The organism is Paraburkholderia sediminicola (assembly GCF_046026855.1).
GTDB classification, from domain to species: domain Bacteria; phylum Pseudomonadota; class Gammaproteobacteria; order Burkholderiales; family Burkholderiaceae; genus Paraburkholderia; species Paraburkholderia sediminicola_A.
Map to the genome: position 1 here is coordinate 1 of NZ_JAQQET010000049.1, position 16,821 is coordinate 16,821.

The window sequence follows — 16,821 nt, forward strand, 5'->3', positions numbered from 1 at the left end:
ACAGGGCGTAGTCGAACTATTTCCCTGTTTCTCCTCCCCGAACCGGACGTGCGCCTCTCAGCGCATCCGGCTCTCCATTGAGGTGTCGCTCATAGCAAAGGCAACATCAGCGTAGCGCGACTCGATGGTGCGGCGTGTCTCATCGCGCAATATGTACGGATTTTCTATAGGGGTTCGCCAGGTGAATCGACCCTTGCTGCTGGTGACGAGGCGCCGAAGCGCCACTTCACCGTACCGACCCCGACTATCCCGGCCTTGCAGCACCCATGTCGTGGCCCTCCCTGGTTCAGGGGCCCGGATATGATCACGCATCAGCGACCGGAAGCCACGCCGGTACTTGTGCGCAAGCCAATATCCCAGCTTCCAGAAGACAGTTCGGTCCAGCCTGCTAAACAGGGTCGCCGTGTAGTCGGTGTACTGGTAGAAGGTTGCCCATCCCGTCAGTTGCCGATTCAGGCTTTCCACCATATCCATCCGGTTCATGCTGTAATTGCCTGACAGTTGTTTGACCAGCCGCCCGGCAAAGCCCCGATACTTCTCCCACGGAATTGTTGTCACCGGTCGCGTGCTGCCGCGTGGTCCGCGCTTGCGAATGATGCGGTGGCCGAGGAAGACGAACCCGTCGTCATTCACATGCGTGATATGGGTCTTCTCCATATTCAGCGTGAGCTTCAGCTTGCCTTCGAGGAACTCCCGACACGCTTCGCGTATTGCTTCGGCGTGCGCGCGGGTTCCTTTGACGACCACCACAAAGTCATCCGCATAACGACAGTAGGATACTGCTGGTTTCCACCGCCGATCTTCTCGCACAGCAATGGGCCGCTGTTTGTGAACAGCGAAGTTCCACGCCCAACGGTCCTTGCGTACCTTCTTGTTCAGGAAGTTCACTTCCATCCACGCATCAAACTCATGCAACATGATGTTGGACAGCAGAGGCGAGATAACTCCGCCTTGAGGAACACCTTCACTCGCGGCACGGAACAGACCGTGATCAACGCATCCCGCCTTGATGAACTTCCAGAGCAGGGCAAGGAAGCGCTGGTCGGCGATGCGCTTGCGGATCCCCTTCAGTAGCAGGCGATGATGAACGGTGTCGAAGTAGCTGGCGAGGTCGCCCTCGATGACCCAGCGTCCCGCAGCACTCTGCTCATCTGCAGCCGTTAACTGAAGTCTCACCATGCGCACAGCGTGATGTACGCTGCGGGCCGGTCTGAAGCCATGTGAAGCCGGATGGAAATCACTCTCCCAGATCGGCTCCATCGCCATCAGCATGGCCCGTTGAACAATTCGATCCCGCAGGCTCGGGATGCCGAGTGGCCTGAGCTTGCCGTTCGCTTTCGGGATGTACACGCGGCGCGCCGGTAGCGGACTATACGAGCCCGCCAACAGTTCGTCGCGTATCGTCGTCAATTCATGCTGGAGATTCTCCTCCATCATGCGCTTGCTGACACCGTCCACGCCTGGCGTGCGAGCCCCGCTGGAAGCCAGCGTAATGCGAGCCGCTTCGCTCAGCCAATCCCTGTCAGCAATCAGTCTCAGAAGTCGATCGAACTTGCGTTCTTTGTCCTCCGTCGACCATGTCGCCAGTTTGCTTTGCATTTCACTGATTATCAAAGGTCTTCACCTCATTGTGGTCAGTTAATCAACCAGGCAAACCACTTCAACTGCCTCCCTTCGCCATGTGACCGGCTTTCCCGGCCTCGGACTACTACGGAGGCTCCGCCAGCCTGCATATCATCGGGGGCACACTCCCTTGACATTTATGCAAGCCTTCCCCAGTTCACATGCTGGACTCAACGCACGGGCGAGGTTGCCTATCGCAGTCTTTATCCTTGCTTGCCGCAAGTCGTCGCAGACACCACGGTCTAGCTGCGCGCTCTCCGTGATTCCAACTGGCCGGCATACATCTCCAGCCAGCATTCGCGGCACCAGTCCATACCTGTGACCGACGCCGATCCGCGTCCTGCCTGTTAAGCGGTGTAGGCAGGGGTGACGATTCAACCCTCAGATGCGTTTCAATAGGTTCGTGTCCCTCAACCGTCCCATGCTCAGCCTGGAAGCTCATCTTGGCGTAACCGCCTCGCCGCAAGCTCCGTTTCCCACGGACTTCGTCACCTTGCCAGTGTCCAGCAAGTCACCGCCGCTTCGGCTCACTTTCTCTCGCAGCAGAGAAAGGGCATGCCCCGGTACCGCAACTTCAAATCCACCGGGTCCTGCATTCCAAACATGCTCAAGCAACTTCACCCCCATGTGGGCGCGCTACGTTGGCTGGGCGTACGGTAGGTTTCATCAACACGCCATGACCGTCCCGTGGGTATGCCAAAACGATTCCAGCGCTTGACGAACTCCGGCGTAAAACGCATCAGCCAACGCATGATCGTGGTGTGCGCCAGCGACAAACCCCGCTCGGCCATCATCTCGACCAGATCGCGCAGGCTGAGTTTGTAGCGTAGATACCAGCACACAAAGAATGATTACGTCACGGTCAAAGTGACGGCCGGCGAACAGCCCGTCCAAACTCTTCAGCCTGCTCACTGCGGCCCCTCAGATCGATCAGCTCAACACTCCACCCGATTCGTTGATCGCTATTTGCACCACAGCCCGTGATTCAACCAGCGCGCACAATTTCCACCCAGAGAGCCGTCAATCACGCGCCCGTCGGATAAGCTGAACAGGAACGTGTGTCCCTCCTCGCCATGCTGGCGATGACGACTCACCGCGCGCTTCCAGCTCATAACCGTGCCGGTGTACTTGAACAAGCGTTCGCCGGCACACAGCGGGCGCAAAGCGAATACGCCATGGCCGTGTGCTCGCGAGCAGCGAACCGAAATTCTTTTCATCGTTGGATTGAGACTTTGATGGCTGGACCGCCCCGAGTCCGAGGAGAATGGCGACGCAGGTATTCGCGATATCGTACGCCCCACCCTTTGCGGTTTCTAAAAGACGCGGAAGAAGTGATGCTCTGCGCGCTTGACTAGGCGATCTGCCAAGTAGAATTGGACCCTCACCCTGAAAGGAATCTGGGACGATGGCACGATACAAGGAATTACTGGAGCAGAAGAAAGAATTGGAACAGCAAATCGAGGAGGCTCGACGGGCGGAGGCCGCGGCCGCTCTGGAGGACGTGCGCAAGATCGTCACTGCTTTCGGTTTCTCGCCAGAAGACATCTTTGGCAAACGACGCAAGAACCCGGGGCAGGCGGCACCGGCGAAGTACCGGAACCCCGGAACGGGCGATACCTGGAGCGGTCGTGGACGACCACCGCAATGGATGAAGGACAACGACGCCGAACGTTTCCGCATCGAAGAATGACGACTGCTGTGGACCTCATGCTCATGCTCGCGCGCGGTGTACGAAGCGTCGAACGCGCACGAGCGGCATGTCTACAAGCGATGGCGTACGCGGACGGCGTCGGGAAGACCCCTTCTCCCTATAGACGGTTTGGCGAATCTGAGATTCGCTTGGTGGAGTCGCGACGTCAATTCAGTATATAAGGTGCGGACAGGAATGGATATTCCGACTTCGTGGACGACTGAGCCGCATGCGGCCTATCTGGACTGGCAGGCGACTGACGCCGCGGGGGCAGACCGTCGCCGCTTTTCCCAACAGTCCATCATTCAGCACAAGGCGATGTTTGACCGCTTCTTGAGGCATCTTTCACAGCGGCCAACGACTTTGGCCGAATTCGGCCCGGAGCATCTTGAGTCTTTCTTCGCCGACGTCGACAATCGCTGCGCCCCTGACACCACGACTCGCCTGCGCTATACCAAACTCATCGATCGGCTCTGCCGGCATCTGGTCGACGTCGGCATGCGACAAAGCAATCCTGCAGCGATCTTCGCCCTGACGGCTGCGTGGCCAGATGAGGAGCCAGAGCCGCTCTTTCTTGATCCTGCCAAGGACATGGCCCTGCAGGCGCATGTCCAGCGGTCACAGGCGGCGACGCCCGCATCGCCCGCAACCGGGCTGTTGTCGCGCTTCTCCTCGGCACAGGTATCACTTGCCGCAGAACTGCGAGCAACGCGCGTAAACCATGCGTTCCTCGACGGCGTTCGGCCACATCTGTACATTCCCAAGAGCGGCCGCCGCCTGGAGCGCATTGTCGCCCTGCCTGCTTTCTGTACGCCCGCACTATGTGGTTGGCAATGGCATCATCCGGCGGTGCCCGAAGCACTGCTTTTTCCGGCGCCGCGCACCACTGACAGCCGACCAATGATGTCCTTCTGGGTGCAATAGTGCGTGACGCGTTCGACGCGATCGGCTTCACGGCACCCGACATGAGTCCGCGCTTGTTACGTAATACCTTCGCCCCGCGACACCTTCTTGCTGGGCAGTCCAACGCAGAAGTGAGTCGGTTCCTCGGCCTCTCCAGCCAGCGTACCGCCGTGCGTCTGCGCGCGACCTTGCCCATCGGCGCGTAAGGGGCTCCCTGCGCGAGCTTTGGCCACTTGACCTTGATTATCGCTCCACAGACCGGACTTGCCGGTTCATTCGAATTGGCACAGCCACCTCTCGGAGGTCTCTCATGAGCTACCAAGGTAGCTGCCGCGACGGCCGCTAAATTGACAGCGCCCGCATTTGGGGTGGCGAACGCAAGTCAGATCAACGGATAGCGACCGGTACGTGGACGGGCAAAGTGGATGGCGCTTAGCATCTTGCCCAAGCAAAATCGAGACGCACAGTCGCTGAGCGGTTTTGCTTTCCTCACTGCTCGTACTTGAGTTGCTACTCATTATTGAGTTCAACGTGCGTCTAATGGTCCTCAGTGCACCAGTTGCGACTGGTGAATTGAAAGCGTTCATATACACTATCAGCGCCTAGCGAAGGCTTGGGTTTGTAATTCAATATTGGGGAGCGTCGTATAAAAGTGATCGTGCGTCGATACAACCTTGTTGATGAAGTGATCTCGGCTATCAAAAAGATGATCGAAACACAAACCTACAGCCCCGGCGATAAGCTTCCTTCCGAGGCTGACCTGGCTCGAAACCTGGGCATTGGAAGGTCAACGCTTCGCGAGGCGATTCGCGTTCTGTCCCATCTGGGGATTCTGGAATCTCGCAATGGCGTCGGTACCTATGTGACAGCGGAAACGGCCAGTGAAGTAAAACTTGACGCAGGATTTTCCGCGACCGAGATCGAACAGGCCCAGCAGTTTCGCTTATGCATAGAGAGTGCCAGTGCTCGCCTCGCCGCATTGCACCGCACGGACGAGCAGATGTTGGCCATCCGGCAAGGCTGGGCTTCCTGCGTTCAGTGCATAGAATCTGAAGACTATGGAGCTTTCTCAAGCCTAGACTATAAGTTCCATGCATTGATAGTCGATGCCGCTGGCAATCCGTTTTTCGTGCAAGCTCATCGACTGGTCGCACCAGATATTGAAAAGGCCAGCAAACGCCTGTTGGGAATGGGATCGCTACAACATATGTCTCACTTCCATGACGAACTGATCGACGCCATTCAGAATCGTGACCCGGCCAGCGCAGCGGCGGCTGTGGCCAGGAACTACCGCGATATAGTCATCCGCCTCGGGATGAGCACCCCCTCGGATATCTAGGAGCACCGCTTCTCGGTGACAGTTGCAATAAATCTTCACGACGCATGCGCACTGCCTGATCCCATCCCCCACAAAATAATTTGGAATAGGTATTTTTTTGCATTAAGCTATCAGACAGCCTGATAGCTTAATAGTATCTTTCACTTACCAGCGAACATCCAAAGAATCCGCGCAACGAGATCCTTGGGGAACAATGGCAAAGAACGGAAAAACTGTGCAGAGCGGGGCACTAGTCGCTGGATCCAGCATGGGTTGCACGGCGCCAGATCAGCACGCTTTCCTCCCGTATTGCACGACCATGCCGCTGATCTTCAGGAGATTGTTCTTCCAAGCTCTTGATCCAGTGGCGGGAGCTATCATGGCATTGAGCGCGCGCGCGGCCGGCGTTTGCGCGCGCTTTCTCGGCAGTCAGAGCGTCGACCATTACGGGACCACCCGAGATAGAAAGTTCACCCTGATGCTAACGCTGGTCATGATGGGCGGCGCATCTGCATTGGTTGATTGCCCGCCGGGTCACGCGGTCTCAGGCATCTGGTTTGCTTCGTCGCTCGTCCCATTGCATGTGGTTCAAAGCATCATCCTGGCCGGAGCTACCCTGAACATCGTTGACAACGTGCCGCAACAGCATCGGTGTTTATCTGGGCCGCTCTCGCCAATTGGCAATAGCTTCGGCATCCTCCTGTCTTTCGGCGCAATGACGCTTGTATCAAAAATCTCCGGACCGCATTTCGCCCCGTCGGAGCGGCACACTCTGTTCCTGCTAACGATGATGTTGGTCGCGATCGTACTCGCCGGGCGATCCCGGGCTCTCGAACCCCCTACGCGCGCTAAGCAAGAGCGCCACGGCAATGATCCGACGATACCTCCCCTTGAACTAGTAACAAACCATTCCGAACAAATATTGATCACCTTTGTCGTCCGGTTGGGTGCGCTTGCTGGGAGGACGGCAGTCGTCACGAGCTCCTATGCGGCGACGACCTTGCATAATTCCAAAACTCCCTTTCTAACGACCATTGTTGATGCCTTGGCGCTCGCAATGGTTACCACTCCGCCTGTCGGTCTCGCGTCGGACGGCATAGACAGAAAGCATCTGATATTTCCCGGCACTGCAACGGTGGTGCCATTCTCGCTGTCATATTTCGCACTACTCCAGACCTTCAATCCTGTTTGGGTTCCGTTCACGATCGTGATTTGGTGGAGTGTGTTCACTCTGTTGATATATGCAACGGAGAGTGCGGTCTTCGCGAAATCATTCGAAGCGCGTATGCGCTGCGGCGGCATCAATCTGAGTAAACAACCAAGTGACTCCGCCAGCGTGGGGCTATGTCCAGTCATGGCAACGAGCGCGTTGCAGGATACAACCGGTGCGCAATGGCGGACAATTGCTTTTTTGATCCTGATGGTCTTATCAGTCGTCGCGGCCACGACGGGTTCGACAGAAACCCGTCATATCGACCTCCAGCAAGCAGGCGATCTCCCGCGACAGGTACATGTGTCGCTGCAGGAGACCCTGCCATGAACTCTGAAATGACTGTCTCCGAAGCTCTATTGAGCCGCCGATCTGTCCGCGCGTTCACCAACGCAGCGATTCCCAGGGAGGTGATAGAACAAATACTGACCAACGCGTCGCGCGCGCCAAGCGGCACAAACACTCAGCCATGGAAAGTTTATGTTGTCAGTGGCACTGCCAGGCGAAACCTGTGTAATCAGGTGCTCGCGATGCGGGAAACAGAACCGGAGCGGGAGGGTCGAGATATGCCGTTCGGTGAATACGAGTATTACCCGCGTCCTATGGAGGAGCCCTATCTCGGGCGCTGCCGGAAGGTGGGGTGGGATATGTACCAGCGACTAGGTGTCGAAGCGGGCGACCGCCGTGCCAGTTGGAAAGTGGCTGGGCGAAATTTCGAATTCTTTGGCGCACCCGTAGGCCTGATATTTACGCTGGACAAGGTGCTCCGAAACGGTAGCTGGCTCGACCTCGGCATGTTCATGCAATCGATAATGCTGTGTGCACGCGATGCCGGTCTCGATAGCTGTGCTCAAGGTGCATGGGCCTTCTACTACGACGTCGTCAGATCGTGCTTAAGCATCCCCGAGTCAGAGATGGTGGTTTGCGGAATGGCTATTGGCTTCGCCGAACCTGACGCAGTCGTCAACCAAATGCGCACCGAGCGGGAACCCCTGTCGAAATTCGCGCGATTTATCGAAGCCATCCCGGATTAATTCAAGGAGAAGGTGATGCGCCTATTCGATTTTCTAGACAAAGCCGTCAACGCAAACGCGGACGCCATTGCAGTCCGCTACCGCGAAACAAAAATCAGCTATCGAGAACTACAAAGCTGCAGCCGTCGCATTGCAAATGCGCTGAGGTCTGAAGGTTTGGAGAGCGGTGCCCGGGTGGCGATATGGGCACCAAATCATCCAATGTTCTTCGCTTGTCAGTTTGGTGTGCATCGGACGCCTTACGTATGGATCGCGTTGAGTCCAAAGAGTACGGTTGGCGAGGTGGTCAGCTTACTCAGCGGCACAAACGTCGAGTGCATGTTCCTTCACAGTGATTTCATTGCCCACATCGAGACCGTTCGGCATGCTGTTAGCAGTCTTCGCAAAGTAATCTGTATCGATGAAGCACCGGTTTCTGTCCATCTTCTAACTGATTGGTTGAAAGACGTCAACAATACTGTAAACGACACGGACGTGCGGCCAAACGATATTGTCATGCTGCGTAATACGGGCGGATCGACCGGGCGACCGAAAAGCGTCATGCGTCCGAGTATCGCTTGGGCGACGACTATAGCGGATTATGCATCGGCGTTGCCGTACGACACAAGGCCGATCAACTTGATCGTGACACCACTGAGTCACGTTTCCGGAGAGATCGCCATGTCAATATTCGCAGTTGGCGGCGAACAAATCATTCATGAGGATACGGATCCACGATCTATCCTTCAAGCTATAGAGCAATTTAGCGTAACGACCTTGTTTCTACCGCCGACGCTAATTTATTCAATTCTGGCGTTGCCTGAAGCAGGCTCCTTCGATCTGTCCTCGTTGCGCTATGTAATGTATGGATCCATGCCTATGTCCGTCAACCGCCTGAAGGATGCCTGGCGACTATTCGGTCCCGTTATGACGCAGCTCTATGGACTGTCCGAGTCGGCAAGTACTACCTCGATCTTGTCCCCGATCGAACATGGGCTGGCGCTCAAGCATGACGTAGGACGTCTCGCAAGCTGTGGCCGCGGCGGTCCCAACTCGATGGTCGACGTGGTCGACACCGATGGGTGCTCTCTTGCCCCAAACCAGCGCGGAGAGATCGTCAGCCGTAGTCTGAACCTTATGCTCGGTTATCTCGACAACCCCGAAGAAACGGCCCACACATTGCGCGATGGTCGTCTACATACGGGCGATATCGGCTACCGAGATGTTCACGGATACATTTATATCGTCGATCGTCTGAAGGACATAATCATCAGCGGCGCGTTCAACATCTATCCCAGTGAAATCGAACAAGTGATCTGGACTCATCCAGCGATCCAGGATTGCGCTGTGATCGGCGTACCGGACGAAAAATGGGGCGAAGCGGTAACCGCAGTGGTGGAACTCAAGATTGGCATGCAGCTACAAGAAACCGAACTGATTGACTACTGCAAGAAGGCGCTCGGGAGCATCAAAGCGCCAAAGAATGTAGTGATTTGGGAGACCTTACCAAAGAGTGCGTTCGGGAAAGTGCTGAAAAAAGACATTCGTGCCCAATTCTGGAAAGGAAAGAATCGTGTCATCTAGTTTTTGATTGCCATCCACCCGGATTCGCCCCTTGAACGCCGCGACCTGAACCGAGAAATCCCGATGCCTATTCACGTGAGCGAGCATGGGCCGCATGTCGTTGTCGTCCCGATAGACAACCTTGCAAGGCGTAACTCATTAACCCTCGATATGTTAGAAGCGCTCGCCGACATGTAGCCCCGGCTGGACGCCACTGACGTACGCTGCGTAGTGATTACTGGGGTCGGCGACGAGGCCTTCTGCGCCGGCGCGGAGCATTATCAAAAACCCTTCGAATGTCCTGACACATTTCCATCGTTCCCGCCGAGTCACCCTTAGATACGGGCCAAGATGATCCAGATGGGACCGCCCAGGCAGCAACTGCACCGTGTCGAACGAAAGGCCCTCCGCAACCAGGCGGCTTGCAAGCATCCTTCGACCATTGTGACTTCTATAGCCGATCTCGAGGCTGGTCCCGCGGTAGAGACAGGTGACATAGCTTTGGAGGCTGCCAGCGGCCAGATATTCGATTGTCTCTTCAGCGAAGTTAACTCGACGCGTGGTGCTTGGCTCGAAAGGACCAACTTTCTGCGCGAGGATTAGCCGGGTACAAAGCGTGACGCGCCGATCAATATCCGCGCCCGCGCCGCGTCGGTAGCGCCATTCGATAGAGCGGTCGAACGCAGTTACTCACGGATACTTGGCAGAGTCCTGTCCATGAATCCGTTTCGCGTCTCAGGAGGACACGATTAGCCGCTTTACCGTCCTTCACGGAGCTATCGCTGCGACCTCCGACAGTCAAGACGCCAGGGGGCGCATGATCCGCATAGGTTTAACACCAGCCTAGCGCAACACAAATGGATCAGGAATTTCAGTCCCTGTGCTACTCCAAACGCTTTTCGTTTGCAGGTATTCGTGGACAGCGTCAAAACCGTTTTCATGCCCCAAGCCCGATCGCTTATGGGCGCCAAACGACGACAAGTAGCCCACCGTTCGATACATATCTATCCAAACCATCCCTGCCTCGAGCCTCTCCAACATCAACACGCTTCGGCGCATGCTCTCGGTCCATACGAAAGGGCAAGCACAGGACGACTTGCATCAGCCTGCGCACGGACATCTGAAACGTATGCGCAGGCCTCCGGGTTGTGCAGCAAATCCTGCCGAAATCAGGCGCTTGCTGCTACTTCCAAGGTCGATTGAAAAAGTGCTCTCGCACAGTTTGGCATTGGTACCGAAAGCCCCCTTCTCTGGTCGACGTAAACGTGAACAAAATGCCCGGCGGCGCAAGGGTGGCTTTCGTCGTTCCGAAAAATTGCGAGTTCGTAACGAACACTTGAACTTCCAATCTTTCCGATTCGTAGACCGACATGCACAGCGTCAGGAAAAGCCAGCGATTTGAAGTACGAGCAGCCAGTGTCGACGACAAATCCAACGATATCGTCCTTCTGAATGTCCAAAACACCACGGTCAATCAGGAAACGGTTAACTGCAGTATCGAAGTAGCTGTAGTAGTTGACATTGTTGACATGCCCGTAGATATCGTTGTCCATCCAACGGGTTGGCACCGCGATGAAGTAGACGAAATCGTCCCTGCCAGCGTCACGCATGTTCATATACACCCCTCGTTAGTAGGCTGCCTGATACAACGCAAGTGCATCCTCATACACGACGTCGCGAGGATTGTTCATCAAGAGACGCTGAACCTTCATTGCGTCGGTAGCGAGCATTACGAGGTCGCTTTCGGCGACACCCGCGTCTTTGAGCGTCTGGGAATATGGCATCTCGGCGACAAGCGAGCTGATCGTGTGGATGAAGACCCGAGAGGCGTTGTCGTCGTCCATGCCGGCGGACTCAGGCAGAATCACGCGCCCAAGCTCCGCGTATTGGCCCGCCGCAATCGACTGGTTGAAACGTAGTACTGGAGCCAACATCAGCGAGTTGCTGAGGCCGTGGGGCAGTCCGAAGTGACCGCCTAGAGGATAAGCAAGGGCATGCACGGCGGCAACTGGAGCGTTGGCAAATGCAATCCCGGCCATCAGCGAACCGAGGAGCATATTCTGACGCACCACCGGGTCCTTGCCGTCCGACACAGCAGAACGGATATTGCCGTACAGCAATTGCAGCGCCTTGATCGCAAACATATCGGACAGCGGGTTCTTCTTATGCCGGCTTGTATAGGCCTCAATGGCATGCACCATTGCATCGATACCGGTCATCGCTGTCACATGTGCGGGCAACCCCAACGTCAGAACACCATCCAGCACGGCGATATCAGGATACAGCAGTGGAGAAACGACCCCCTTCTTCTCATGGCTTGGTGTCGTCACAATTGAGATAGGAGTGACCTCGGACCCCGTACCTGCCGTCGTTGGAATCTGAATCAAGGGCAACCGAGGGCCCTTGGCTAATCCGATGCCATAGAGTTCCGACAGCGGCTGCCTCGTCTTCGCCAGCAAAGCCACAAGCTTTGCCGTATCCATCGAACTGCCGCCTCCGATACCGACTACCGCGTCGATTTTTTTCGTGACCGCCACTGCGATGGCATCCTCGATGATGGACTCGGGCGGGTCTGCTTGAACGTCAGAAAAGAGTTCGAACGACAGACTCGATTCCGACAGCGCATCAAGCGCCTGTTGAAGTACCCCGCTCTTCAACATTCCCTGGTCTGTAACGATCAAAACCCGGCTTCCGCCAAGACCCAGAACGAGTTCGTGCAGTTTTGTCGCGCTACCTTGTTCGCAGATAATGCGTGGTGTCGTTTCAAAAGAAAATGTGCTCACAAAAATCTCCTTCTTTCCCACAATTAGCCGTCTCTTTTCGCGCCGTCTCGTAGATCCGAGCGACTAGCCAACACGCACGATGCCGTTGCGTTTAATTTGGTTGAGTTGCTCCACGAATCCCAAGCGTGTCCAACGGAGCCTTTAGCACCCTGACGCCCCATGTATCCTTTGACGGCCGGAAAATGAGCTAACGGTCGCTGTACATTGCTCCGCCATCGGCATCAATGACGACCCCACTCAAATAGGACGCCCGCGCCGATGCAGCGAACACCACCAGGTCGGCGATCTCTCCGGGCTTCGCCGGCCGCCCGAACGGAAGATGCACAAGCATCTCTTGCCACTTAGATTCATCCCCGAATCGTTGTTGGGCTCTCGACTTGTAAAGTGATACCAAGCGGTCCGTCTCGGTGGGCCCTGGATTGATACCGACAACCCTCACGCCCTTATTTGCCGCGTATGCGCCGGCTGCCCTCGTGAAAGTAATCAGCGCAGAGTTCGCCATAGAGCCGCATAGATAGTCGTAGCGTGGACTCGCGCCTGCAATGCCGATGATGTTGATAATTACGCCGCGTCCCCGATCAATCATTGCCGGGAGAGCCTCACGCGAGGCGTTTATGTAGCCAAACACCTTTAGGTCCCATGAAGCTCGCCACGTTGAATCATCAACAGTGTCGAGGCCGCCACCAGGAATGGAACCGGCGTTGTTCACGACAATGTCAGATTCGCGCAGGGTTTTCGCGAGCCTTCCTACGCCGTCGGGATGACCTAGATCGACGCACAACGCGTCGATTGTCGCGCTGTAAACCGCTCGAAGCCGCAAAGCTGCGTGCGCAACAGAAGCTTCGTTGCTTCCCACCACAGTCACCTGACACCCTTCTTCCGCGAAAAGCTCTGCGCACGCGAACCCAATACCTCGCGAGCCACCAGTGATAACAACTTTCTTGCCACCGAGTTTAAGGTCCATGACGTCACCCCATCGCCTTCTGGTCAATCTCTGTAACAAAATCGAGCACGACACGATTGAACACGTCCGGCTCTTCGAGGTTAACCGGATGCGTAGTCCTCGGCACGACCCACAAGCGTGCGTCAGGAATCGTCCGTTTCATGAAGAGCGCCGGCGCAAGGCAAGGCTCATCATCGTCTCCCGTCACGATCATCGACGGCACGCTCATCCCTTTCAGCTTGGTCTCCAGCTCGTATATTGTTGAGCGGCGCATTTGATATCCACGCGTTGTCAAAGAAGAACCAAGCGCAGAATGCTCGGCAAACTGCCGGTTGAATTCTTCGAACCCTCGCGGATCTTTCTCTTTGTACCTGCGACGAATTGCGCTGTTCGCGTAATGCACAATCCCCTCCTGCATTCCAAGCGTCACGAGGCGCTCGGCGAGTTCTGCGCTGTCAAGGAGAAATTGCTCCCGCTTTTCCGGGTCGGAGCCGTGCCCGGCTCCGGCTATGACGAGTGACCTTGCCATGTCCGGATGAGCGATTCCGAAGTTAACGGTAGCATAGCCCCCCATAGAAAGGCCAACGATATGAGCGTTTTTCACGCCACAGTGACGCATCACATTTGCGATGTCTTCCACTGAATGTGACTGTCCATAATCCTCGATGCTCTCTGGCACTTCCGACGGAGGATATCCGCGGGCGTTGTACGTGATGCATCGAAAGCGTCGAGAGAAGAAACGAACCTGGTTCTCCCAGTTCCGGTGATCTCCAGCGAATTCATGGACAAAAACAATCGGCGTACCGCTCCCCGTCGATTCGACATAGAGCTTTACGCCATTTGAGTTAGCGAGTGCCATCCCCGTCTCCTTTATTGGCCCGCACGTTGACGGGCTGTCGTAGTGTAGATGTCCACATCCTTGCTTTCACGGACGAACAATAGACAAATGACGAAGCAAATGGCAGCGAGAGTCACGGGATACCAAAGCCCCGAGTAAATGTTGCCTGTGGCCGCCGAAATCGCGAACGAGGCTGCGGGTAAGAAGCCACCGAACCATCCAATACCGATGTGATACGGCAACGACATTGCTGTGTACCGGATACGCGACGGGAACAGTTCAACAAGCATCGCTGCGATTGGTCCGTAGGTCATCGTCCCGAACAGCATAAGCACGACTAGGATGAGGACGGTCATTGGCTTGTTCATCTGTGTAGGGTCGGCTACCCCAATGCTGTACCCGCTCACTTTAAGCGCACTCGAAATTGATACGTCAAATGCATGGCCCTTGGCTACGGCATCAGGCGCAAGACCGCTGTAACTTGCGATGTCTGCTGCACCAATCTTCACTCGTGCCACCGACCCTGGGGGAAGAGGTTGATCAACATAGTTCAAGCCTGCTTTCGTAATCGCACTTCGAGCAATGTCGCACGAACTCGTGAACTTTGCTGTGCCAACCGGGTTGAACTGAAAGCCGCATTCTGCCGGATCCGCCATCACAGTGATAGGGGCTCGCTGCTGGGCGATCTCCAGTGCAGGATTTGCATAGTGTGTCAGCGCCTTGAAAAGCGGGAAGAAGAACAGAGCAGCCAGCAGGCACCCGGTGAGGAAAATAGGCTTGCGGCCGATGCGGTCGGAGAGTTTGCCGAAGATCACGTAGAACGGTGTGGTGACAATCGTCGCGATGATAATCAGAAGATTAGATGTTCCTCCATCGACTCTCAGCGTCTGGGTTAGGAAGAACATCGTGTAAAACTGTCCCGCATACCAGACGACTGCTTGACCCATCACCATGCCGAACAAGGCAAGCAACACAAGCTTCAGGTTTTTCCACTGCCCAAACGCCTCCGAAATTGGCGCCTTCGAAGTCGCCCCCTCTTTCTTCATTTTCTCGAACTCAGGAGATTCGTGAAGCTTGAGGCGAAGCCACAGCGAAACCAATAGCAGCACCATGGACATCAGAAACGGAACTCGCCATCCCCATGCCGAGAACTCAGCCTCTCCGAGCATGAAACGAGTCGGCAGAATCACTGCCAAGGAAAGCAGCAATCCGAGCGCCGCAGTAGCCTGAATCCATGCCGTCTTCGCACCGCGCTGAGAATTGGATGTATGCTCTGCGACATACACGACAGCGCCCCCGTATTCTCCGCCGAGCGCCAAGCCCTGCAGCATTCGCATGCCGACGAACAAGATCGGAGCAGCAAGGCCAATCACGCTGTAGCCGGGTAGCAACCCGATAACGAATGTTGCGCCGCCCATCAAGGCAATCGTGAAAAGGAAGGTGTACTTTCGACCTACCAGGTCGCCGATCCGCCCAAAAACAAGCGCACCGAATGGGCGAACTGCGAAACCCGCTGCAAAGCTGAGCAACGTGAAAATGAAAGCCGCCGCGGGATTAACGCCCGAGAAAATGCTCTTCGAGATTTGGACTGCGAGAGCCCCGGCAAGAAAGAAGTCATACCATTCGAACATCGTCCCCAGTGAGGAGGCGAAAATGACTCGCCGCTGCACGTTCGTTGTCGTAGCCGGCAGCGCGTCCACAAGCAGCCTCTGCGCTCGAGTGTTCATCAGATTGTCTCCATCGAAGTTGTTGCGCCTTGCCACCGCCTTCTTTCGTGGGATATTTCGTCTATCCCAATGCGGCCAAGGTCACTCTAGGCACCAAGTGTAAGTTCTTCATCGATACAATAAAAATATGGAAAACATATCGGCCGATCGCCTAGACTTATGGAATGGCATACGATGAAATACTGCTTCGCACACAATGGAGACAGGCGGATGGACTTTAAGCAGTTGAAATATTTCGCGCGAATCGCAGAGCTCGGCAACATGACGAGGGCGTCCGAAGCGTTGTGCATTGCGCAACCCGCCTTGAGTCAACAGATGGCGAATCTTGAATCAGAACTACAGACGCGCCTGTTCGACCGAAGTGTTCAGGGTGTCAAACCCACGCCCGCCGGCGACGTACTGTATCGACACGCGAAGTCCCTATTGAAACAGTTCGAAGACGTCCGGCTTGCCGTGTCACAAGAAACCGAGCGCCCTAGCGGCAGAGTAGCCATAGGAATACCCGGCAGCACGGGCAAGTTGCTGGCAGTTCCTTTGCTCAAGGAGTTGGCAAGCTTCGAGGGGATTTTGCTCGAGATTGTCGAGCGCCCAAGTGCTGAGCTTGTCGATTTAGTTGCAGCGGGAAAGCTGGACATCGCAATTGCTGTCGACGCGCAACCGCGGCGTGGGACGACCATCACGCCGATTCTGCTTGAGAAGCTTTACGTCATCTTGCCGGCGCAGGATCGACCGAAGAAGAACTCCATTCGATTGAAAGACTTGGCGGCTCACCCCCTGATCCTTCCAAGTGCTCCGAGCACCATCCGGCAAAGAATCGAGGCTGCGCTTCTAGACGAGCATCTGAAGTACAGACTCGTCAGCGAGGTCAGCGCAACGGACATGCTAGTCCGTCTGGTCGCCGCTGGAATTGGGTGGACTGTATTGCCATGGACTGCAGTCGCAGACGACATCGCACGTGGAGTAGTCTGTATTGCCTCTATAACCAGCCGGTCGCTGCAGCGGGAGCTGTCGCTTTGCGTTTCGGACTCGTTGCCGCTAGGACGGGCGGCAGAAGTCGTTCGAGAACGTGTTCTAGCGATACTTGACAATCTTCTTGCGTCGAAATTATGGACCGGTGCAGGCGCAATAGAGACGCAGAGAGCCTAGCGAACCGTTCGCTGAAAACACCTTGTATCAACTGAATCCATCGGATTCCTTCAAGCTAGCGCCT

Annotated in this window: 13 protein-coding genes and 3 pseudogenes; 7 read left to right on the top strand and 9 right to left on the bottom strand. The window is 55.8% G+C overall.

The window, feature by feature from the left end:
- Positions 1–57: 57 nt before the first annotated feature.
- From ltrA to PQR40_RS35910, 3 genes and pseudogenes are all read right to left on the bottom strand, one after another.
- The gene (ltrA, locus tag PQR40_RS35900; RefSeq protein WP_459252665.1) at positions 58–1,599 is read right to left on the bottom strand and encodes a group II intron reverse transcriptase/maturase; all 1,542 of its coding nucleotides are present in this window, start codon (positions 1,597–1,599) and stop codon (positions 58–60) included.
- 680 nt (positions 1,600–2,279) lie between these two features.
- Positions 2,280–2,535: pseudogene (locus PQR40_RS35905) on the bottom strand (IS6 family transposase); the annotation flags it as partial.
- Between the two features lie 68 nt (positions 2,536–2,603).
- Positions 2,604–2,840, bottom strand: a pseudogene (locus PQR40_RS35910) (SET domain-containing protein); the annotation flags it as partial.
- A gap of 188 nt (positions 2,841–3,028) precedes the next feature.
- On the opposite strand from PQR40_RS35910, the gene PQR40_RS35915 reads away from it, so the two are divergent.
- The 6 genes from PQR40_RS35915 (at position 3,029) to PQR40_RS35940 (ending at position 9,341) form a co-directional block, all read left to right on the top strand.
- Positions 3,029–3,313, top strand: a complete 285-nt coding sequence (locus tag PQR40_RS35915; protein ID WP_408511010.1) for an H-NS histone family protein — start codon at positions 3,029–3,031, stop codon at positions 3,311–3,313.
- 195 nt (positions 3,314–3,508) lie between these two features.
- Positions 3,509–4,237 carry a site-specific integrase gene (locus PQR40_RS35920; RefSeq protein ID WP_408511011.1) on the top strand — a complete coding sequence of 243 codons (729 nt, stop codon included), beginning with the start codon at positions 3,509–3,511 and terminating at the stop codon, positions 4,235–4,237.
- A 631-nt stretch (positions 4,238–4,868) separates the two neighbouring features.
- Positions 4,869–5,555 (top strand): FadR/GntR family transcriptional regulator, encoded by a 687-nt coding sequence (locus PQR40_RS35925; RefSeq protein WP_408511012.1) that lies wholly within the window; start codon positions 4,869–4,871, stop codon positions 5,553–5,555.
- Positions 5,556–5,853: 298 nt separating this feature from the next.
- On the top strand, positions 5,854–7,074 hold the full coding sequence (locus PQR40_RS35930) for an MFS transporter (RefSeq protein WP_408511013.1): 1,221 nt from the start codon (positions 5,854–5,856) through the stop codon (positions 7,072–7,074).
- A complete protein-coding gene (locus tag PQR40_RS35935; RefSeq protein ID WP_408511014.1) occupies positions 7,071–7,778 on the top strand; it encodes a nitroreductase in 708 nt (235 codons plus the stop codon). Before PQR40_RS35930 ends, PQR40_RS35935 begins: the two co-directional genes overlap by 4 nt.
- Positions 7,779–7,793: 15 nt before the next feature.
- Positions 7,794–9,341: a class I adenylate-forming enzyme family protein gene (locus PQR40_RS35940; protein ID WP_408511015.1), complete on the top strand. Its 1,548-nt coding sequence runs from the start codon at positions 7,794–7,796 to the stop codon at positions 9,339–9,341.
- Positions 9,342–10,163: 822 nt separating this feature from the next.
- Here PQR40_RS35940 and PQR40_RS35945 read toward each other — a convergent pair.
- From PQR40_RS35945 to PQR40_RS35970, 6 genes and pseudogenes are all read right to left on the bottom strand, one after another.
- Positions 10,164–10,382 (bottom strand): annotated as a pseudogene (locus PQR40_RS35945) (aldehyde dehydrogenase family protein); the annotation flags it as partial.
- A gap of 107 nt (positions 10,383–10,489) precedes the next feature.
- Positions 10,490–10,930 (bottom strand): acyl-CoA thioesterase, encoded by a 441-nt coding sequence (locus PQR40_RS35950; RefSeq protein WP_408511058.1) that lies wholly within the window; start codon positions 10,928–10,930, stop codon positions 10,490–10,492.
- A gap of 18 nt (positions 10,931–10,948) precedes the next feature.
- Positions 10,949–12,103 carry an iron-containing alcohol dehydrogenase gene (locus PQR40_RS35955; RefSeq protein WP_408511016.1) on the bottom strand — a complete coding sequence of 385 codons (1,155 nt, stop codon included), beginning with the start codon at positions 12,101–12,103 and terminating at the stop codon, positions 10,949–10,951.
- A gap of 187 nt (positions 12,104–12,290) precedes the next feature.
- Positions 12,291–13,067, bottom strand: a complete 777-nt coding sequence (locus tag PQR40_RS35960; RefSeq protein ID WP_408511017.1) for a short-chain dehydrogenase/reductase — start codon at positions 13,065–13,067, stop codon at positions 12,291–12,293.
- Between the two features lie 4 nt (positions 13,068–13,071).
- On the bottom strand, positions 13,072–13,905 hold the full coding sequence (locus PQR40_RS35965; protein ID WP_408511018.1) for an alpha/beta fold hydrolase: 834 nt from the start codon (positions 13,903–13,905) through the stop codon (positions 13,072–13,074).
- 11 nt (positions 13,906–13,916) lie between these two features.
- Complete coding sequence (locus PQR40_RS35970; protein WP_408511019.1) at positions 13,917–15,611, bottom strand: MFS transporter; 1,695 nt, start codon at positions 15,609–15,611, stop codon at positions 13,917–13,919.
- Positions 15,612–15,821: 210 nt separating this feature from the next.
- On the opposite strand from PQR40_RS35970, the gene PQR40_RS35975 reads away from it, so the two are divergent.
- On the top strand, positions 15,822–16,757 hold the full coding sequence (locus tag PQR40_RS35975; protein ID WP_408511020.1) for a LysR substrate-binding domain-containing protein: 936 nt from the start codon (positions 15,822–15,824) through the stop codon (positions 16,755–16,757).
- Positions 16,758–16,821: the final 64 nt, after the last annotated feature.